13 protein-coding genes and 1 pseudogene are annotated in these 17,525 nt (G+C 44.0%); 7 read left to right on the top strand and 7 right to left on the bottom strand.

Annotated elements, in window-relative coordinates:
• Nucleotides 1–109: 109 nt before the first annotated feature.
• From AC787_RS25055 to AC787_RS25030, 6 genes and pseudogenes are all read right to left on the bottom strand, one after another.
• On the bottom strand, nucleotides 110–1,510 hold the full coding sequence (locus AC787_RS25055; protein WP_054027683.1) for an ABC transporter substrate-binding protein: 1,401 nt from the start codon (nucleotides 1,508–1,510) through the stop codon (nucleotides 110–112).
• Nucleotides 1,511–1,666: 156 nt separating this feature from the next.
• Nucleotides 1,667–2,812: an efflux RND transporter periplasmic adaptor subunit gene (locus AC787_RS25050; RefSeq protein WP_054027682.1), complete on the bottom strand. Its 1,146-nt coding sequence runs from the start codon at nucleotides 2,810–2,812 to the stop codon at nucleotides 1,667–1,669.
• 13 nt (nucleotides 2,813–2,825) lie between these two features.
• Nucleotides 2,826–3,698 carry a carbohydrate ABC transporter permease gene (locus tag AC787_RS25045; protein WP_054027681.1) on the bottom strand — a complete coding sequence of 291 codons (873 nt, stop codon included), beginning with the start codon at nucleotides 3,696–3,698 and terminating at the stop codon, nucleotides 2,826–2,828.
• Nucleotides 3,699–3,721: 23 nt separating this feature from the next.
• Nucleotides 3,722–4,592 (bottom strand): annotated as a pseudogene (locus AC787_RS25040) (carbohydrate ABC transporter permease).
• A 158-nt stretch (nucleotides 4,593–4,750) separates the two neighbouring features.
• Complete coding sequence (locus AC787_RS25035) at nucleotides 4,751–5,014, bottom strand: hypothetical protein (RefSeq protein ID WP_054027680.1); 264 nt, start codon at nucleotides 5,012–5,014, stop codon at nucleotides 4,751–4,753.
• 36 nt (nucleotides 5,015–5,050) lie between these two features.
• Nucleotides 5,051–6,268, bottom strand: a complete 1,218-nt coding sequence (locus AC787_RS25030; RefSeq protein ID WP_054027679.1) for a Gfo/Idh/MocA family protein — start codon at nucleotides 6,266–6,268, stop codon at nucleotides 5,051–5,053.
• A 129-nt stretch (nucleotides 6,269–6,397) separates the two neighbouring features.
• Between AC787_RS25030 and AC787_RS25025 the strand changes: the two genes are divergently transcribed.
• Nucleotides 6,398–7,306, top strand: coding sequence for an AraC family transcriptional regulator (locus tag AC787_RS25025; protein ID WP_054027678.1), 909 nt, complete (start codon nucleotides 6,398–6,400; stop codon nucleotides 7,304–7,306).
• A 281-nt stretch (nucleotides 7,307–7,587) separates the two neighbouring features.
• On the opposite strand, the gene AC787_RS25020 is transcribed toward AC787_RS25025, so the two are convergent.
• Complete coding sequence (locus AC787_RS25020) at nucleotides 7,588–10,182, bottom strand: GH116 family glycosyl-hydrolase (RefSeq protein ID WP_235561113.1); 2,595 nt, start codon at nucleotides 10,180–10,182, stop codon at nucleotides 7,588–7,590.
• Between the two features lie 140 nt (nucleotides 10,183–10,322).
• Between AC787_RS25020 and AC787_RS25015 the strand changes: the two genes are divergently transcribed.
• The 6 genes from AC787_RS25015 to AC787_RS24990 all read left to right on the top strand — a co-directional run bounded on the left by AC787_RS25015 (nucleotide 10,323) and on the right by AC787_RS24990 (nucleotide 17,524).
• Complete coding sequence (locus tag AC787_RS25015; RefSeq protein ID WP_054027677.1) at nucleotides 10,323–11,183, top strand: helix-turn-helix domain-containing protein; 861 nt, start codon at nucleotides 10,323–10,325, stop codon at nucleotides 11,181–11,183.
• Between the two features lie 208 nt (nucleotides 11,184–11,391).
• Nucleotides 11,392–12,348 carry an ABC transporter permease gene (locus AC787_RS25010; RefSeq protein WP_054027676.1) on the top strand — a complete coding sequence of 319 codons (957 nt, stop codon included), beginning with the start codon at nucleotides 11,392–11,394 and terminating at the stop codon, nucleotides 12,346–12,348.
• A gap of 12 nt (nucleotides 12,349–12,360) precedes the next feature.
• Nucleotides 12,361–13,290 (top strand): carbohydrate ABC transporter permease, encoded by a 930-nt coding sequence (locus AC787_RS25005; protein WP_054027675.1) that lies wholly within the window; start codon nucleotides 12,361–12,363, stop codon nucleotides 13,288–13,290.
• Nucleotides 13,291–13,376: 86 nt separating this feature from the next.
• Nucleotides 13,377–14,882 (top strand): ABC transporter substrate-binding protein, encoded by a 1,506-nt coding sequence (locus AC787_RS25000; protein WP_054027674.1) that lies wholly within the window; start codon nucleotides 13,377–13,379, stop codon nucleotides 14,880–14,882.
• Nucleotides 14,883–15,024: 142 nt separating this feature from the next.
• Nucleotides 15,025–16,788: a sensor histidine kinase gene (locus AC787_RS24995; RefSeq protein WP_054027673.1), complete on the top strand. Its 1,764-nt coding sequence runs from the start codon at nucleotides 15,025–15,027 to the stop codon at nucleotides 16,786–16,788.
• Nucleotides 16,763–17,524, top strand: coding sequence for a response regulator transcription factor (locus AC787_RS24990; protein ID WP_054027672.1), 762 nt, complete (start codon nucleotides 16,763–16,765; stop codon nucleotides 17,522–17,524). Before AC787_RS24995 ends, AC787_RS24990 begins: the two co-directional genes overlap by 26 nt.
• The last annotated feature ends 1 nt before the right edge of the window (nucleotide 17,525 follow it).

Genomic DNA, 17,525 nt, shown 5'->3' with positions numbered 1-17,525 from the left:
CTCTTAACCTTCGGGAGCGCTCGTTACATATACGAGCGCTCCCGTTTCCATACAGTACGAAATCAATCATGCTTCCCTTGGAATCTACTGCTCGATAAAGGTATATATGCTATTCATTCAAATAAGTAGTAACCCGATTCTGAATCAGCTTCGCCACATCTTCGGCAGATTTTTGTCCGCTAAAAAAAGCTTTGGACTCGTTAGAAATCATCTCTTGGATCTTAGTAGGCTTGAACGCTACAGAATAGATCGCACTGGAGATATGCTTGTCAAGGCCAACAATATCCGCTTCCGTCACCGGGATCGTCTTTCCTTGCAAAGGGCCTTCTTCATGAGCCTTAACACTACCGTCTTTTATCAATTGTTTCACTTGCCTTTCATATTGCGCTTTATTTAGTGGAAAGGCTGCATTGGCTGAAGGATGCAAATTTTCGGTCAAAAGAAATTTCAAGAAATCCCACGCTTCCTCCTTTACAGCTGATTTCTCATTGATGCCGATCGTTTGATAAGCTCTGAAATAATCACCGGCCTTCTGTCCGTCTACATTTGGTTTGGTGTATAGTTTTGGTTTATCGAAATTTTCCCTTAAAGTAAGTATATAATCTGCTGGCGAATTAATCTGAGTTGGCACAAAATAAACTTCGGTTGGCTCATATGTAACCACCTTGTCATCGAACATCGTCTTTACTTGATTCATTAATTTAATAAAGGTCTCGGACTGAAAGTTAGCCTTCCGGTTCACTTGATCCACGAACAAGGAGTAATTATCTTTTACCATTTCGTTTAAGAAATCTTCCTGAGAGCTAAAAAGCGCAGATTGCCGATCTCCTTTTTTCACCAACTCTTTGGCCACCTCGGCAAACTGACTCCAGTTCCAACTTTGGTCGTCAAATTTTATTCCTGTTTTCCCGATTGCTTCTTCGTCCCCAGCGAGACCATACAGGAAAAAACTGAGCGGAATACCGTAGATGTTGCCATTAAACTTGTTGCCTTCCAAAATATTATTGAAATATTGATCTTTTTTGAACGTCGGATCCTTATCCATCATTTCACTCAAATTAGCGAGAATGTTCTTATTCACATAGATATCCATAGGCAGTTGGTCCATCATAACCATATCCGGTCCCTTCCCGGATAACAGCTCTGTGTTCATCTTTTTTACGAAATTATCCGAGATTTCCTTTCCCTTGATACCATCCATCGATTGTATATACATAAGCTCGATCTCGATATCCGGATGATCCGCTTCATACTTCTTCTTGACCTCTATAATAAAATCGTTCTCCCAAAATGTTGAGAAAACAATGGTTTTCTTCCCACCTTTCGATTGGGGATTTGCGTTAGGTGAGCTCACATTTTCATTTTGTGCTTTATCGGTCGTCTTCTCATTTATCGGCTGAGTTGTTCCTCCTTGGCCTTCACTATTTTCCCTACCGCTATCACTGCTTTGACAAGCCGCGATAAAAATCATGAGCATCGTACTGATAAAAATGAGCAAAGCTCTTTTCATTTTCTAATCTCCTTTTTAACTTTAAGTTGCTATCGTTAACAACGATAGTAATAACACTTTAAATCAAAGATGTTAATAACACTTCTATAATTTGTAAACAAAATGTATCTAAACTATATTATCGAAACAAAAAAAGTCCCTGTACCCTAAGCTCTCTCATCGCAATCGTATTCGGTCGCCTTCCTGCAGAGGCTCGCTGCTCTCTATGATGACTTTGTCCATCAAAAAAACACCTTGCAGCACGGCTGTTTCAGTTTCATTTGTGTCCATGACCTCGATATAGGATTTACGAATATAAAAGCTATTGCCAAGCGCTCCCATTCTCTCTTCAATTAGCAGGACGAATTTGCCGTCACGATCCTCGTGAATAGCCGCATTCGAAATAAGTACAGTCTCATTTTCATTTGAAACGGATCTAGTTAATTTGATGCTGCCTTTTTCATCACCCTTTAAGCTTGCATCCTGTAATGTGATATGTATGCTTTTTGAAAGCGTATTGTCGCTTAGCTTGGTTATAGCTATAGAATCTTCGGATGGGATATCTTGTATTTCTGTTATCTCTCCTGTTATCGTTTTGACTTTACGAGTTTTCAAATCCACATCCACACTATCTCCGATATTTAGCAGCGCAGCTTGATTAGCTGTTAACATCAAGGTGAGACTAAATCCCTTGCTAGTATTGGAAAGATTGATAACAGGCAGTCCTACGGGGGTTGGGACGCCTTCTATTGCATTAACTTTCGTAACAATGCCAGCAAATGGAGCAAGAATTTGCTGATTATTTTTCAGATATTCTTGTAAGGCTTGTATTTTACGTTCATGAGTTTCGATCTCCAGCCGTTGAATCTCCAGCTCACGCTTTGTACTTTCAATAAGCTTAGGATCTCCATTCCTACTCGCGTCAATAAAGCTTTCGAATAAACCTTCCAAACGCAAGCTTTGTTGCTTAAGAATCGTTCGTTCATCTTCAATCTGCAGCTCCGCTGTTTTGCTTTCATAGGTGATCAGAACTTGCCCTTTGACGATGCGATCTCCTTTTTTCACTCGTATGCTCTTGACCTTCCAGCCAGTATCATCCTTTAATTCGGCTGTTTCGATAGGCTTCAGTATCCCGTTACCTTCAATGATATGGCTAAGGCTGCCTTGAACGGGCTGTACCGTCAGCACTTTCGGTAAAGTGAGAGTAAGCAGCGTGTTGCTAAATAACGTAAGCATAAGTAATATCCCGAAGAATATTCCGGCAAAGATCCTTATTTTTCGCTTTTTTCTAGCCTCTGTTAGCTCATTTACTTCCGTTTCCACTGTTAGATCTCCCCTAACCTTTGATACCTGACGACTGAACACCCTTGATAAAATAAGATTCCGCATAGAGAAACAACAGTACAATCGGACTCATATACAACAAAGATGCAGCAAAACCAACGCCCCGCTCATCTTTCAGGATATTGGACAAATAGACGGATAACGGATATTTGAATGGATCATCGAGAAAAATGAGCGGCTGCTCCACCATATTCCAATAATCCACAAACAATAAAATAATCAACGCCGCTACACCTGGCTTTACAAGCGGGAGGACAATGCTGAAAAAAATTCTGAGATGACCTGCCCCATCGATTTTTGCTGCTTCCATTAAAGGATTGGGGATATGCAAAAAAAACTGCCGCAGCAAAAACACACCATATGTAGCAAAAATACCCGGTAAAATAATCGAAGCTGATCTATTCAATAGACCTAACTTATCAGCAATAATATAGTTGGGGACCAGAGTGACTTGAAACGGCATCAGCATTGTCAGGATATATACCAAAAACAAGATATCCCTGCCCGGAAAGCGCAGCATGGAAAAGGCATAGGCAGCCAGTACCGCAACGATTGTTTGCCCCAGGATAATGGGAACCACCATGAATACTGAATTCCAAAACATCAATAAAAACTTGGGGGATTGGATCATGATCTTGCCAAACTGCCCAAACGACACCCAATCAGGAATAAGCTTCAAATTGATAAAAACATCCCGTCCTCCTAAGTCCGTAATCGTTCCAATGAGGCTGTAGTTTAGATTAATCTCCCGCTCTGTCATGAAAGAGTTGGTAAAGGTAATGACAATCGGAAAGAGCATAACCAATGCAAGGGAAAGCAATGCAAAGGTTAAGGTGAATTTACGCAATAACGCTGTCTTGTACATCCACTTCTCCCCCTGCCTATGGTTCATTCCATAAAGTTGCGAAAACGCCGTTCCATTATATAAAGTCCCAAAACAATGATCATGATGCTGCCGACCATTAAGCTTGCTGCCGCAGTCAGCTTCTGAATATCAAGCGATAAAAACATATTGTTCATGTAATGCTGAAGCATATAGATGCTGTCATGCGGGTAGTCGCCTGCAATCAGGTATGTCTCTCGAAACACCTTAAACGAGTTGATGATTGACATCAAAACAACAAAAAACATCGTTGGCATTAAATAGACGAGTGTAATGCCGCGCAATTTAGTGAAAGATCTTGCTCCTTCCAAATTGGCGATTTCGTAATAGCTTTCTGGGATACTTTGAATCCCTGCTATTAGCAAAATGACATTGTAACCGATGTTTTTCCAGATATAGATCAGGGTCACCACGCCAATCGCCCAATCTGAATTCATCCAATCGACCCGGTTCATTCCCCAGCTGTGCAGCCAGGCGTTGATTGTTCCGTTCCAATCGAAGAATGCTTGCCAAATAAAAACAATCGAGGCGACAGGCACGACAAGCGGGAGAATATATGCCGTTCTCAACCATTTGCGCATATAGACGCTTTGATTAAGAAGTAGTGCCAGCATTAAAGAGAGTCCAAGCATAAGCGGCACGCTAATGCTTGTAAAAAGAGTAGTGTTCGCGGCCGCCTTGCGAAATGAAGAGCTTGCAAACAAGGCCTTGTAGTTGTAAGCCTACAAATGCACCATCTATTGGACTATCCAGAAAGGAATAAAAAAGCCCCATAACAAACGGAATGGCATAAAATAGCGCGAACCCACCTACACTCGGAGTAAGAAACAAAAGGGCCACCGCAGTTTCTTTTTTAATAAATAAGGCAGCTTTCATGTATTCACCCTAACCTTAGAATAGCGTTTTAGCCGAAATTAGAATCAACGAGACTCTCTTCTTAAATTCATTTGGATCTATTAGTTATAAAACACGGATGTTAATAATAGTTCTCTAGCTTGTAAACAAAATGTATCTATAATTTCTGCAGTGGATATTTAATTCCATTTCGTAGCACTATTCCTCAGTGCGATTTGAACGCTTTCATATTCATTCTTGGCCGCGACCATCCGAATCTCGTCCGATGCCCCCTCAGGTTTCGTGTTATCCCGATAGATCAGCTTCATTGCGTTCTCAGTCCATATGCTTGCCGTTCCGGCGGAATCGGCATTATCCGCCTCAATCGGCAATAAACCTGCTTTCTTGCGCGTTCTCAATACTTTTCGAACAAAAAAACCTTGATTGGCATTGAAGCCGATCAAGGTTTATTCGCATGTTATAGCCGTAATTTAACCGGACTAGAAAGTCCCTGCCATCATATTATCCGTACGTTCAATCCACTTCCCGTTTGTAAAATCAGGGAAACTTACTGCATTCCCTCCGGCATTTACCGATTGTTCTGACAACACGGTTATTGCCATCCAAGATGCCATATCGTACACATCGATCGTCGGAACGGATCTGGTCGCTACGCTTGACACAAAATCGCGAAGACACAAATAATCCATACCTCCATGACCGCCCTGCACGCCGTCTATCATAAATTTCTGCCATAATGGATGTTCAAACTTTTCCTTATAGCCGTCAAACGCTTCCCATTGATGCGCCGGACTCGTTCCTTCAACGTGAATGACATTGCCGTCTTCCATCCAGATAGCCTTCGTTCCTTGAATTCGTCCGCCTCTTGAATAGGGCCTCGGTAAGGAAGTGTCATGCGTCAATAAAATGGTTTCGCCATGCGCGCATTGTATCATCGTCGTCACGATATCGCCTAACGTGAACCTGGAGCGAGCTGCTATGTGATCTTTGCCAAGATGTTCGCTTGCCCAAAGATTTATTCCTCTGGACTTGGAAGCAATCGATGTCAGACTGATAAATCGGTTTCCGCGATTAATGTTCAAGCAAGCCGCTGCCAGTCCCAGTCCATGGGTAGGATATACGTCGCCGTTTCGGTTAAGGTAGTTGTGAATCCGATAATGTCTATTCTCAATTCCCATAGCAACCTCATCCCGCAAATCATGCTCATATGCGCCCTGACAATGGATGATTTCACCGAATAATCCCTGTCTCACCATATTCAATACTGCCATTTCCTCGCGTCCGAAACAGCAGTTCTCCAGAAGCATGCATTGCATCCCTGTTGCTTCTGACGTTCTCACTAGTTCCCAGCATTCCTCAAGCGATGCGGCACCCCCGACTTCAGAACCTACATATTTGCCTGCTTTCATTGCTGCAATCGCGATTTCCAAATGGCTAGTCCATGAAGACGACACAATCACGGCTTCAATGTCGCTTCGAGCCAGCAGATCTTTATAATTTTTATAAGTGTCCGGAATCGCTTGGTTGATGGAATGCGCATCCTGAACAGCTTGTTGCAATCTGTCTTCATATAAATCGCTTATTGCAACAACTTCCACTTCCTCCATCGTCAGCAGCAAGTTGAACAAACCTCTGCCCCGAGGGCCAACTCCAATAACGCCCAACCTAACCTTTGCACAATCCAATGGATTTTCCATAAATACACCTCTTTAATTTTTGTGAATTTCAGATTCTTAAATATGCTATCATAAGAATAATTCACTTGTATTTGTCAATTTCCGAATTAAAGTTGTGAATCTCCGTTAAAAAAGAGGTGGCATTTTCGGATGGATTTCAGTTTCAAGCAACCCCATACCCGGATGATCGACACTCGCGCTTTCGCACCAAGCATTCACTGGGCTGAACACCAAAATATTCCTCCTGTTCAGGGTCTTACCCGACGACTATATGATGGTGAGCTTATGTATGTGTACATGGGATGTATTGCCGTACATTTTGAGGATAGTGCTGAGCCTATTACTTTTTATAGCGGGGATTTGCTCATTCTGCCCCCTGCCGTCAAGCATCGGATTGTTACTATGACTTCGCCCAATGTACGGTTGCTGGGAATTCACTTCGATCTCTATGATGAACTGGATATCGAATTTGACGGAGATATGGTTGTTTCAGAGAGACAAGTTAAGGAGGAATCGTTCTGCTTCTGGCCAAACACGGCCGATGGAAGGTTGGTATTTGCCCGTTGTTACCGATCTGTTCCACAAGAGATCGTTAGGTTGATGGAAGATATTTCTAGATCGTATCAAATCAGCAAATCGGACTCTTTTCTGGTCTGTCGCGGATATATGCAGCTCATTCTTGCGACTTTACTGAGCCTGCCTCATGAGTCCGAGCGGCAATCCTCTTCTGCTTATGAGAAATTGCTGTTTGGGTTGAAGGTAGAACTTCAACAGAATATCCACTTGCCCTATACGAATAAAACGATGGCGCAGCGCCTTAACGTAAGTGAAGATCATTTTATTCGTTTATTTAAACAAACATTTGACATGTCTCCGCAGAAGTATTTGCAAGATTTGCGTCATCAAGCTGCAAAGCGCTATTTACGCGAGACAGATTATAAAATCGAGTATATTGGCGGTTTGGTCGGTTATGATGATTTACATAATTTCAGCCATATTTTTAAAAAATGGCAGGGCATTTCACCGCTCAACTACCGTAAATCATTCAGAATTATATAAAGGGTTAATATCGATTTCGTGATGAGCGGTAAACTAACGTGTTGATCTCTTTTGGTTTTCTGTAATGAGCAATTTTAATGGCCACTTCTTGCTGAGCTGAATCGGTGGCCCGATACACGCTGTCGTTGCCTCCTCCTCCCATTCGTTCCTTTTCCAAATTAAAGTCCGTGACTAACTTGATCATCAAATTAAACCAAAATAAAAAACCACCGTTTTGAGAACGGTGGTTGCCTTTTTAGGTTCACAAATGCCGACAAATTGGAGGTCGTCTGGATTTGCGTCTAAGTATGCTTGATAACAAGCATGTTTTCCTCGTCAATGACGATCGGCTCGGAAAAATGAATCTTGCCCTCCACGACGACGTAAGCCAAATTGGCATCGCCTAATTCGATTCGTTCAATGGTTTCGATTCTATCTTTGGGAAATCCAATCGATCTTAAGACCAACTTGCCACCCAATATTTGTAACCGAGTCTGTTGAACGCTTTGCTCGTAAATGCCCCAGCCCATGTCGAGCGACCAAAACGTACGGAACTTATCCGCGTCCGATTGAACGGGTTTGAATCCGATCATGCCTTCGACCATATCGTATTCAAATCCGCTGAAGGCTTGCAGCAAGGAGTAACTCGCCATGGATCTCGCGTAGTTGCTGCCGCATTCGATCTCGTTCCAAGGATTGCGTTTCTCGCCGTCGTAACGGTCCCGGATCGCTTGAACGATGGAAACCCCTTCGTCGACGAACCCCTCTTGAATCATGTGTGAAGCCGCTTGGTATTCGAAACCGGTCATCGTCTCCGAGTTATAGGTGAGCGGAATTGCCGGCTTAGCGCTGCCCTCGGGCCACGTGCAGATCACGAGTCCGCCTTCGTCGTTAAGAGAGTACAACCGCCAAGTGTTCGCTTCCCTTCGCATGCTGGATTTGAAATTATGCCGGTACAACGATTTCAATGCCGTGCGCGTCTGTTCCTTATCGAAAATTTCACCCAAACCGCATAAATTAGCGTGCCACTGTGCGATTACTTGGTCAATGACGCAGCCTTCCGCAATCTGGTATTTGATTTCCCCTCGTTCTTTGTTCCAATACGTGCTGACAGTCTCCGAGTCGAATTGATCGAGTAACGATTTATCCGATAAATTGACTTGTTGAACATAGTACTCACCATTGAACAGATGCTCGTCGATCCAACGCTTCCCCGATCGAAACAGACCGTCGAATTCGTCCGCGGTTTCCCGTTCGCCCAAGTACGCCGCCATCTCCGCTCCCGCTTTAAGGGCGGCTAAATAGAATCCGCTCAGCCAAGAATTCGGGCCATACAGCTCCATGTCGAGCGTGTGATGTTGCCGGCCCGACAGAACGCCCGTCTTATCCGGATCCCACCTGTCCTCGTTGCTGTCGGCCCAAGCGTACGTAATGCTTTGCTTGATTTCCGGCCAGACGGACTTAAGCCACTCCGTATTGCCCGATATTTTCCAATCTCGATAAGCTTTAATAATGCCGCCGAATTGGCCATCGGCGCAAGCACGGAAGTCCATCCTCTCGCGTCCGAGCGGGAGCATTAACCGGAATGACATTCTGCCGTCTTCGCGTTTGTTGTACTTGAAATCCAAATCCCGCATGCTGCGTTCCAGCCGAGGGAACAGGAAGGGTAGCGCGTAAGCATAGTTCCATACGTGCGTACAGGAACCTTCGCAACATCCGGTATCTTCGATACATCCCTCGAATCCATAGAAAGAACCGTCGGTCAGACGCAAAGTTGTCGCCGATTTGATCACGGATAAATTCGCGGACACCGCATCCTTGACGACGTCCGGTACCGTCGACGAGAACAACGCTTCTTTGAATTTAACAGTCTCTCCGTACAGACGATCCCAATGCTCGAAAGCATATTTTGCGCACGCGCTGGAATCCCCAAACAGCGTCGCGTAATAATTTTTCCAGCCGTTAAGGCCTTCCGGATTGGGATTCCAATAATTGTCCACGTTCGGAAAGTTCCAACTGATCGCGAAACGAATTTTTCTCTTCTCGCCGGGCTTCAGCTCGATATGAGCGGCAATCGATGCCGTGTCTTTGCGAACCAAAGGCGGCTCTGTCTCGGGATACTGCCGATTGTGCAAACGTCCTTGCCGCGTGAAATCATGCCAGAACATCTCGAGATTGTCGCACCAGCCGCCGCGATACCAGAATTCTTGGTAGCTGACATCAGCCGCGTCCGTTGACAGGGTGATATCACCGAACTGAGGGTGATCGTTGCCATGCTGGTCGGAGTTTAGCTTAATCATATGCACATATTGGCCTTGGGTCCCTTCGTTAACGCTGTATCGGTGATTTACCTTTTCCGTCGGAATAGGGTTGCCAGCCGAGAGGCATAACGTATACGCAATCGGTTCGTGGTCCGTATTTTCGATTTCCCACTCGAAGAAAGCCGCGGGAAGGCTCGAGTCATCCTCTTGGAGCGGTATGAACGGGTTAAAGGCTACTAATTCGACGCGTCCGGGGAAATCGATTTCCGCAAATGACATGCCGGCCAACGGGAATTCGCCCCTGAATTCCACATCCCGGAAATGCGGCATGCCCGCCATCGTCTGGCTTTCCGGTCCGAATCCGTACCCACTATGGAGCGGAGCGCCACGAAGATGCTCGCCGACGTAAGGCGCTTGCATATCCCCGTTCAACACCCGTGCGTCCAGCACTTGGCCATCCCGCTCCGCCTTTATCGCGAAGTGGCTAAAACCGTTGAAACTCTTCTTGTTGGGATGGTTGAATATTTCCCAGTCTACCAACCGGCCATTGCCCGCAAGACCGATGCTTCCGCTACCGATCCCTCCAAGCGGAAAACTAATTTCTCTCATTTTAGTACCCTTATACGCCTCTTTCACGCTTATAACCTCCCATAAGATCATGGTATACTTGAACAACAATCTACCTTCATCTTAATGGAATATAAGCTTTATTCCTGTATATATAAGATCTATTTTTTATGTATAAAACGATTATTTTATTTGAAAAGAGGCGCAATATGATGAAATTAGAGGACTACGTCATCGCTCCCTATATTCGCGAATCGGATTATGCGATCCGTCCGCCCTTTTTCCTTGGAGAGCGTAATTTGCTGGATTACATCATCTTTTACGTACAGGAGGGTTCATTCGAAATCCAGGTCAATGGTAACGTTCATCTCCTGAACGAAGGAGATCTCTGTTTGCTTCAGCCCGGGGACGTACATACGATTAAAGGGATTACCGATACGATAAATCCTTACGTGCATCTGGATTTCTTTTATAATCCGCTGAAAGAAAATAGCTTTGTCACGCGACCAGGACAATTGGACTTGTCACCCTACTCCACCTATGCACAACCTAGATTGCATGATTGCGAATCCTTACTCATTCCATTCAAACTCGAAACTCCTCACTCGCTTAAGTTGCGTGACCTTGTCTTCAAGATCATCGAATGCTGGCAATCACAAACCTATTTGGGCATCATGGAAGCCAACCAACTGGCTTACGAATTTCTGACCGTGCTTTTTAAAAGTTGTATGAAGCCTCAAGCTAGCTCGTCGACTCGTCGTCCTTTCTTGAACTGGATTACGTCATATTTAGCGTTTCGAATCTCCGAACCCATCAATGTTGGCGATATGGCAAGGAGAGCAGAACTTTCCCCGTCTCGATTCACCGTACTATTCAAGAAACAATTCAATATGACACCGTATCAATACTTACTGAAATTGCGTATCCAGCATGCTCAGGAGCTGTTGAAGGAAGGCATGTCCCTTCAACAAACTAGTGAATATTGCGGTTTCACGGATGTTCATCACTTATCCAAAACTTTCAAGTCCGTAACCGGAGTCAATCCTGGTTATTTCAAAAGGAACCTATGATCGGGTACGCCGTCACTAACTACCTCAGCTGCATTATCATGCTGACGAAGGGGAGAAGTCTCTCCGGGTATCGTAAACAGATTTTCCGAATCTAACGTTTGTTGACTATAGTATCAAGTTTGTTATCTAGAAGAATTGAATCCTCCTGCTATACAATGAATTCAACAAAAGCAATACAACCTAGATAACACCGAAAGGAGCGAAAGGCATGAAATCGACAGTTGAACTTCAAAATAAAAGAAAGCGCTTACCCATTCGTTGGCACAAGCAGGATACAGAACTAACTCTTTTGGCATTGCCTACGACGATATGGTACATCCTGTTTTGTTTCTTACCTATGTTCGGGATCATTATTGCCTTCAAAAACTTCAAAATTAGCGGCGGGTTCTTGAGCAATGTATTTAATAGTCCTTGGGTAGGCTTCAAAAACTTTGAGTTCTTATTCAAGTCGAATGACGCTTGGATCATTATTCGAAACACCATTGGATACAACATTATTTTTATCGTCCTAGGTATTGTGTTACCCGTCCTACTCGCTATTATGATCGGACTGCTCCACAGCCGCAAAGCGAGTAAAGTCTATCAGACGATGATGTTCCTCCCCTATTTCCTATCATGGGTTGTCGTCTCTGCGGTAGGCTGGGCGTTCCTGAGTTTTGATAAAGGAATTCTCAATCAAATGCTCGTCAATATGGGTGGCGATCCTGTTAACTGGTATATGGAGCCGGCATACTGGCCCTACATTCTCATTCTCTTAAATGTCTGGAAAGGCTTAGGCTATGGTATGGTCATCTATCTGGCAACCATCACAAGCCTTGACAGCACCTATTATGAGGCAGCTGTTATTGATGGCGCTTCCATTTGGCAGCAGACGAGATATATTACTTTGCCCATGCTCAAACTCGTTATCGTCATGCTGTTCATCTTGGCAGTTGGACGTATATTCTACACCGATTTTGGCTTATTCTATCAGGTTACGCGGGATTCCAACTCTCTGTTCAACGTGTCTACCACCATCGATGTCATGGTGTATAAACAACTGAAATCCGCTACATTGGGGATGGCAGCTGCTGCCGCATTCGTACAGTCTGTTCTGGGTTGTGCAACTATTCTAATCGCTAATTGGATTGTTCGCAAAATTGATCCTGATAGCGCGATGATGTAAGGAGGTATGACCATGTCAACGAAAACGACTTATGAAACAGGCCTTGAGAAATTTAACCGTACAAGCAACATCGTAAACATCTTTTTCAACCTGATATTTATCGTCTTGGCGCTGCTCTGCGTCATACCTGTAATCGTTGTTCTATCCATTTCATTATCCAGCGAGGATTCCATACGTGAGACAGGATATCATCTGTTGCCAATTGCTTTGTCAGGAGAGGCTTACGGCTATGTAATCAAACAGGGAACGATGATTCTGCGGGCACTCGGCGTATCCGCTCTTGTTACGGCGGTGGGTACCGTGCTCGGTGTACTGCTTACCACGTCCATGGGCTATGTGCTTTCACGCCCAACCTACAAGCTGAATGGCTTTCTGACCTGGGTCGTATTCATCCCCATGATATTCAATGGCGGTCTCGTATCCAGCTACTTCATTAATACAAATTTATTAGGGCTAAAAGATAGCGTCTGGGCACTTATTCTTCCGCTGGCCGTCTCATCGTTCAATGTGATCATTTGTAAAACCTTCTTTAAAAGCACGATTCCCGATGGGCTGATTGAATCTGCTGAAATTGATGGCGCGAGCCAGCTGCGAATCTTTTTCTCCATCATCCTACCGATCTCCTTGCCGGTTATTGCAACAATTGGACTATTCCTTTGCTTCTCTTATTGGAATGACTGGTTCCAATCGATGCTGTATATCAACAACCAGAACCTCTATTCTCTGCAAGCACTGTTAAATAGCTTGATGAGCAATGTGGATGCACTTGCCAAGAATGCTGCAAGTATGGGCGTTAGCTATGCCGTGCTCGTTGCAACGATGCCTAAGGAATCTGCCCGCATGGCTGTAGCCATTATCATTGTTCTGCCTGTAGCCTTCGCCTATCCGTTCTTCCAGAAATATTTCATTTCCGGACTAACGATCGGCGCTGTCAAAGGATAACCACCGAAATAAGCCAAGCTAACTTGGTTTATGATAGATCACTGTACAACTCTTGCGGTGATACAACTTAAATAGGGGGAAATGAAATGAAGAAACCTTGGAAGATCATCTCTACGATTAGTATTCTCACACTACTGGTGACTGCCTTAGCAGCCTGCTCCGGCTCGAACTCTCCAGCTGCAACAAATGAGCCTAAGACAACTAATGCAACTACAGATGCACCAAAGGACACGGAAACACCTAGTAAAGATATTCCAACGTTGGTCTGGTGGACCATCGGTGGCCAAGTCCCTAATAACTTCAGCAAAGCTATTGATGCCATGAATGCATACACAGCGGAGAAAATTGGTGTGAAAATTGACATCAAGGTAGCCAGCTGGGGTGAATGGGATACCAAAATAAACACGATTGTGAATACGGGCGAACCATTCGACATTATGTTCACAAACAGCGGTAAATACAGCAAACAAGTCGCTATGGGAGCTTTTGCCGATATCACTGATTTGGTCCAAAGTGAAACGGCTGACTTATACAAATTGATTCCTGAAAAGGTATGGGATGGCACGAAAATTGGCGGCAAATATTATTCCGTTCCCACATACAAGGATTCAGCATTAACACAATATTGGGTGTACGATGATAAATACGTGCAAAAGTACAATATCGATATCAACAACATCAAAACACTACAGGACCTTGATACACCTCTGCACAGCATAAAGTCTGGTGAAGGCAAGAGCTTCTACCCATTGCCAATGACGCAAGGCGAAGGCTTGAACGGTTTCTTTAACAATTATGACGATCTAACGCTAGGCTTCACTCCAATTGGCGTCAAAGCTGACGATGCATCACGCACGGTTGTCTCTGTTCTCGAGCAGCCTGATGTTATGGCCGATCTGAAGCTCCTGCATCAATGGTATCAGGATGGCATCATCAACCCAGATGCTCCGACTAAAACAGAGAACGACAAAGGCAGACCATTCTTTGCTGCTCAGGCATTCCCAGGCGCAGAAGTAGGCTGGCAGATCAATGATGCTATTCAAAAATATGATATGGTTCAGCACTTTGGCCCTATTTATACAACGAGCACGATCCAAGGCTCCCTGAACGCAATTTCTGCCAATTCGAAATATAAGAAGGAAGCATTGAAGTACCTCGAACTGGTCAACACAGATCCAAAACTGCGCAATATGCTGGCATTCGGTGAGTTAGACGTAGACTACAAAAATGTCGATGGCGAAAAAGTAATCGAGCGTACTTCCGATACTTGGCCGCTGGCCGCTTACTCCCAAGGTACATTCTTCAATCTAGCGGTTACCAAAGGTGCCCCTGAGGATCAATGGGAACAGGTTAAAAAGCTGAATGACGCAGCGACATCTTCCACTGTACTAGGTTTCGCACTAGACATCAGTAATCTTCAGACAGAAGTCGCAAATTGCCAATCGGTATGGGATAAATACAGATATGAACTCATTACAGGCGCATCCGATCCGGAGAAAATGATTCCGAAGATTACTGCTGAATTAAAGTCCGCTGGCATGGACACGATTATGAAAGCTGCTCAAGAGCAAATTAATAGCTACTTCAAGTAAGATTTATAAGAATAAGCATCCCCTATTGAGACACTCTGTATGGGATGCTTTTTTCTTGCTATCTATGAAGCTTTGCTTAATCATGATAAAGTGATATGGTAAACGCTTACTTTAGGGCATGCTGCTGCAATTGAGGTGTCGGATGAACTCTTTTTTACAAATCAAAATTTATCGTTACAAGTTTATTGCCTATGTCGTCTTCGTCGTGATCATTGGACTCACGCTTGGCATTCTGACCTGTGCGATGCTGCTGAATCAATGGGTTGGTGACGCCCGTTTAGAGGCTGCTAATGCTTTCGCTGGTGTAGAGAATGAGCTTCAGTATGATGCTGACCGAATTGAGGCCTACATGCAGCGTATCTACTCCAATCATGATCTGATGGATGATGCTCGCAGCTTTTTAAGCAATAGTGCCGAAGGCTACTTAACCAATAGTCTGCAAAACAGCCAATTCTCTCAACCTCTGGTATCTTTCCCAGAGGATATTAAAACCTACCTGTACAGCTGGGCGCAAGGCGGAATCACGCAGGTTAGTCTGCATACCAACCAGTATGGCAATGTCGTACACTTTAACGATAACGGAATTGCAAGCTTCATGTTCGGTCTGCCAAATACAGATGAAACTTTTCACGATACCATTCTGAAAGGCTTCGTATATCGCAAGAAGCTATCGGATCTAGCACTCGGCTCTAAGGAATTAGGGGAGCTGCGCTTCTTGGTCAGCAGTGATCAAATCTTTAAATCTATACAAAAATATCGATTGGGAAAGGCTGCTGCAGTCAGCGCTTCTGGTGAGATCTATCTTATCGGTAACGGACAGGACCAAGACTTGAAGGAATTATCCCGTCTAGCGGCGGCGAATGGACGCAGTCATGGTTATATTTCGAAGGGGTTTTTTGAGCATAACTTTTTTATCACCTTTCCGTCCACCAAGTTCAATTTCAAATTCGTTAGCATCGTTGATTTATCTATGCTGATTCGGCAGCATGCCAGGATGCTGATCACCATCTTTCTAATCGTATTAACGACCATGATTAGTGTACTGCTGCTCATCGTGTACAATTTGCGGGATGATTCTCGCTTCCTGCACCGCATTATTCAATCGATTGGACGCGTGAAAACAGCCAATTTCACACCTAATCGCCCTGCCCGTTATCGTCGAAATGAATATGGCATGATTGCAAGGGAATTAGATGATATGATTCAGCAATTGGATAAGCATATTCGGAATGAATATTTGCTTAAACTAAAGCAGCAAGAAACCGAGATGAAAGCGCTCCAAAATCAGATCAATCCTCATTTTCTTTATAATACATTAGAGGTTATCCGCTCCACTGCTCTGGTTAACCAGGACAGGGACACCGCTGATGCCATTGCTACCTTAGGAGCGCTCTATCGTGAGATTGTCAAAAAGGAAAATATTATTACGATTGCAAGTGAGCTGGAATTGCTGCAGAAGTACTTAGAGATTATGGAGTTTAAGTATCCAGAACGTTTTTTTTATCAAGTCAATGTAGAGCCTGCGTTACTCTCGATCCCTACCGTGAAATTCTGGATGCAGCCTTTGGCTGAGAATTTTTTCGTCCATGGCTTTAACGCTAGTAATGAGTTTAACCTGTATATCGTTAATGGCTGGGAAGCTGAAGATTATTATGTATTAGAATTCGTGGATAATGGGTGTGGTATTAAGGCAGAGCGTTTAAATACAGTGAGAAACACACTGTCCAACCAGGATGATACTTCTTCAGAGAGTATCGGTTTACGCAACGTATACACAAGGCTTCACTTCTTTTATGGGAAAAGTTTTTCTATAGAGATTGAGAATAATGAGGAAGCTGGAGTTAAGATTTCTGTACGGATTCCAAAAGAGGTGATTGAACATGTACAAACTGCTGATAATGGATGACGAACCACAGATTTTGGAGGGCATGAAGCGAATCCTAGACTGGAAACAATACGGCTTTAGTCGAATAGATACCTGCGAATCTACAGAGGTGGCTATGTCAAAGGTTGTAGACCTGCTGCCGGATGTCGCGATTTTTGATGTCTGCGTTGGCAAGGATCTTGGCTATGAAACGATCCAAAGACTTAACGAGCTCCAAATTCCGACCAAATATGTAATTATGAGCGGCTATAGTGAATTCAAGTATGCCCAAGAGGCCATTCGTTGTGGTGTTAAAGACTATCTACTCAAGCCTTTAGATCGTACAAAGCTGCAACAAGTGATTGAGAAAATTATTGTTGAAGATCTGGGTGGTACGATAGGCAATACTAGCTGCGAGAGTTTGAACAAGGATCCGGTACTGGGCGTAAGCTATGACCGCTTATCCAAGCTGGTCAACCGCATTCTGCTGATGATCAAGACGGAGTATGCTCAGAATATCACCTTAAAATCAGTGGCAGAGCGCTTCCAGATGAACAGTACCTACCTTGGACAATTATTTCTTAAAGAATCCGAAATGAAATTTTCAGAATACCTAATGGCATACCGAATGCTCCTCGCACAAGAACGAATTCAATCGTCAGATGAGAAGATTTCTAGTATCGCACTTTCCGTAGGCTACAACAATCTCAATTATTTCTATACACACTTTCAAAGCTTTTTCGGAAAATCTCCCTCTGATCTGCGGGGAAAAGGTTAAC

The sequence above is a fragment of the Bacillus sp. FJAT-28004 genome (assembly GCF_001280845.1).
Taxonomy (GTDB): domain Bacteria; phylum Bacillota; class Bacilli; order Paenibacillales; family Paenibacillaceae; genus Pristimantibacillus.
Note: the sequence above shows the minus strand (reverse complement) of the source record. Positions and strands in the feature narration are given on the sequence as shown.

Bases quoted from the DNA above. Each gene is read 5' to 3' on its own strand.
- AC787_RS25055 (WP_054027683.1), bottom strand. From the start codon at position 1,510: ATGAAAAGAGCTTTGCTCATTTTTATCAGTACGATGCTCATGATTTTT.
- AC787_RS25045 (WP_054027681.1), bottom strand. From the start codon at position 3,698: ATGTACAAGACAGCGTTATTGCGTAAATTCACCTTAACCTTTGCATTG.
- AC787_RS25030 (WP_054027679.1), bottom strand. From the start codon at position 6,268: ATGGAAAATCCATTGGATTGTGCAAAGGTTAGGTTGGGCGTTATTGGA.
- AC787_RS25025 (WP_054027678.1), top strand. From the start codon at position 6,398: ATGGATTTCAGTTTCAAGCAACCCCATACCCGGATGATCGACACTCGC.
- AC787_RS25015 (WP_054027677.1), top strand. From the start codon at position 10,323: ATGATGAAATTAGAGGACTACGTCATCGCTCCCTATATTCGCGAATCG.
- AC787_RS25010 (WP_054027676.1), top strand. From the start codon at position 11,392: ATGAAATCGACAGTTGAACTTCAAAATAAAAGAAAGCGCTTACCCATT.
- AC787_RS25005 (WP_054027675.1), top strand. From the start codon at position 12,361: ATGTCAACGAAAACGACTTATGAAACAGGCCTTGAGAAATTTAACCGT.
- AC787_RS25000 (WP_054027674.1), top strand. From the start codon at position 13,377: ATGAAGAAACCTTGGAAGATCATCTCTACGATTAGTATTCTCACACTA.
- AC787_RS24995 (WP_054027673.1), top strand. From the start codon at position 15,025: ATGAACTCTTTTTTACAAATCAAAATTTATCGTTACAAGTTTATTGCC.
- AC787_RS24990 (WP_054027672.1), top strand. From the start codon at position 16,763: ATGTACAAACTGCTGATAATGGATGACGAACCACAGATTTTGGAGGGC.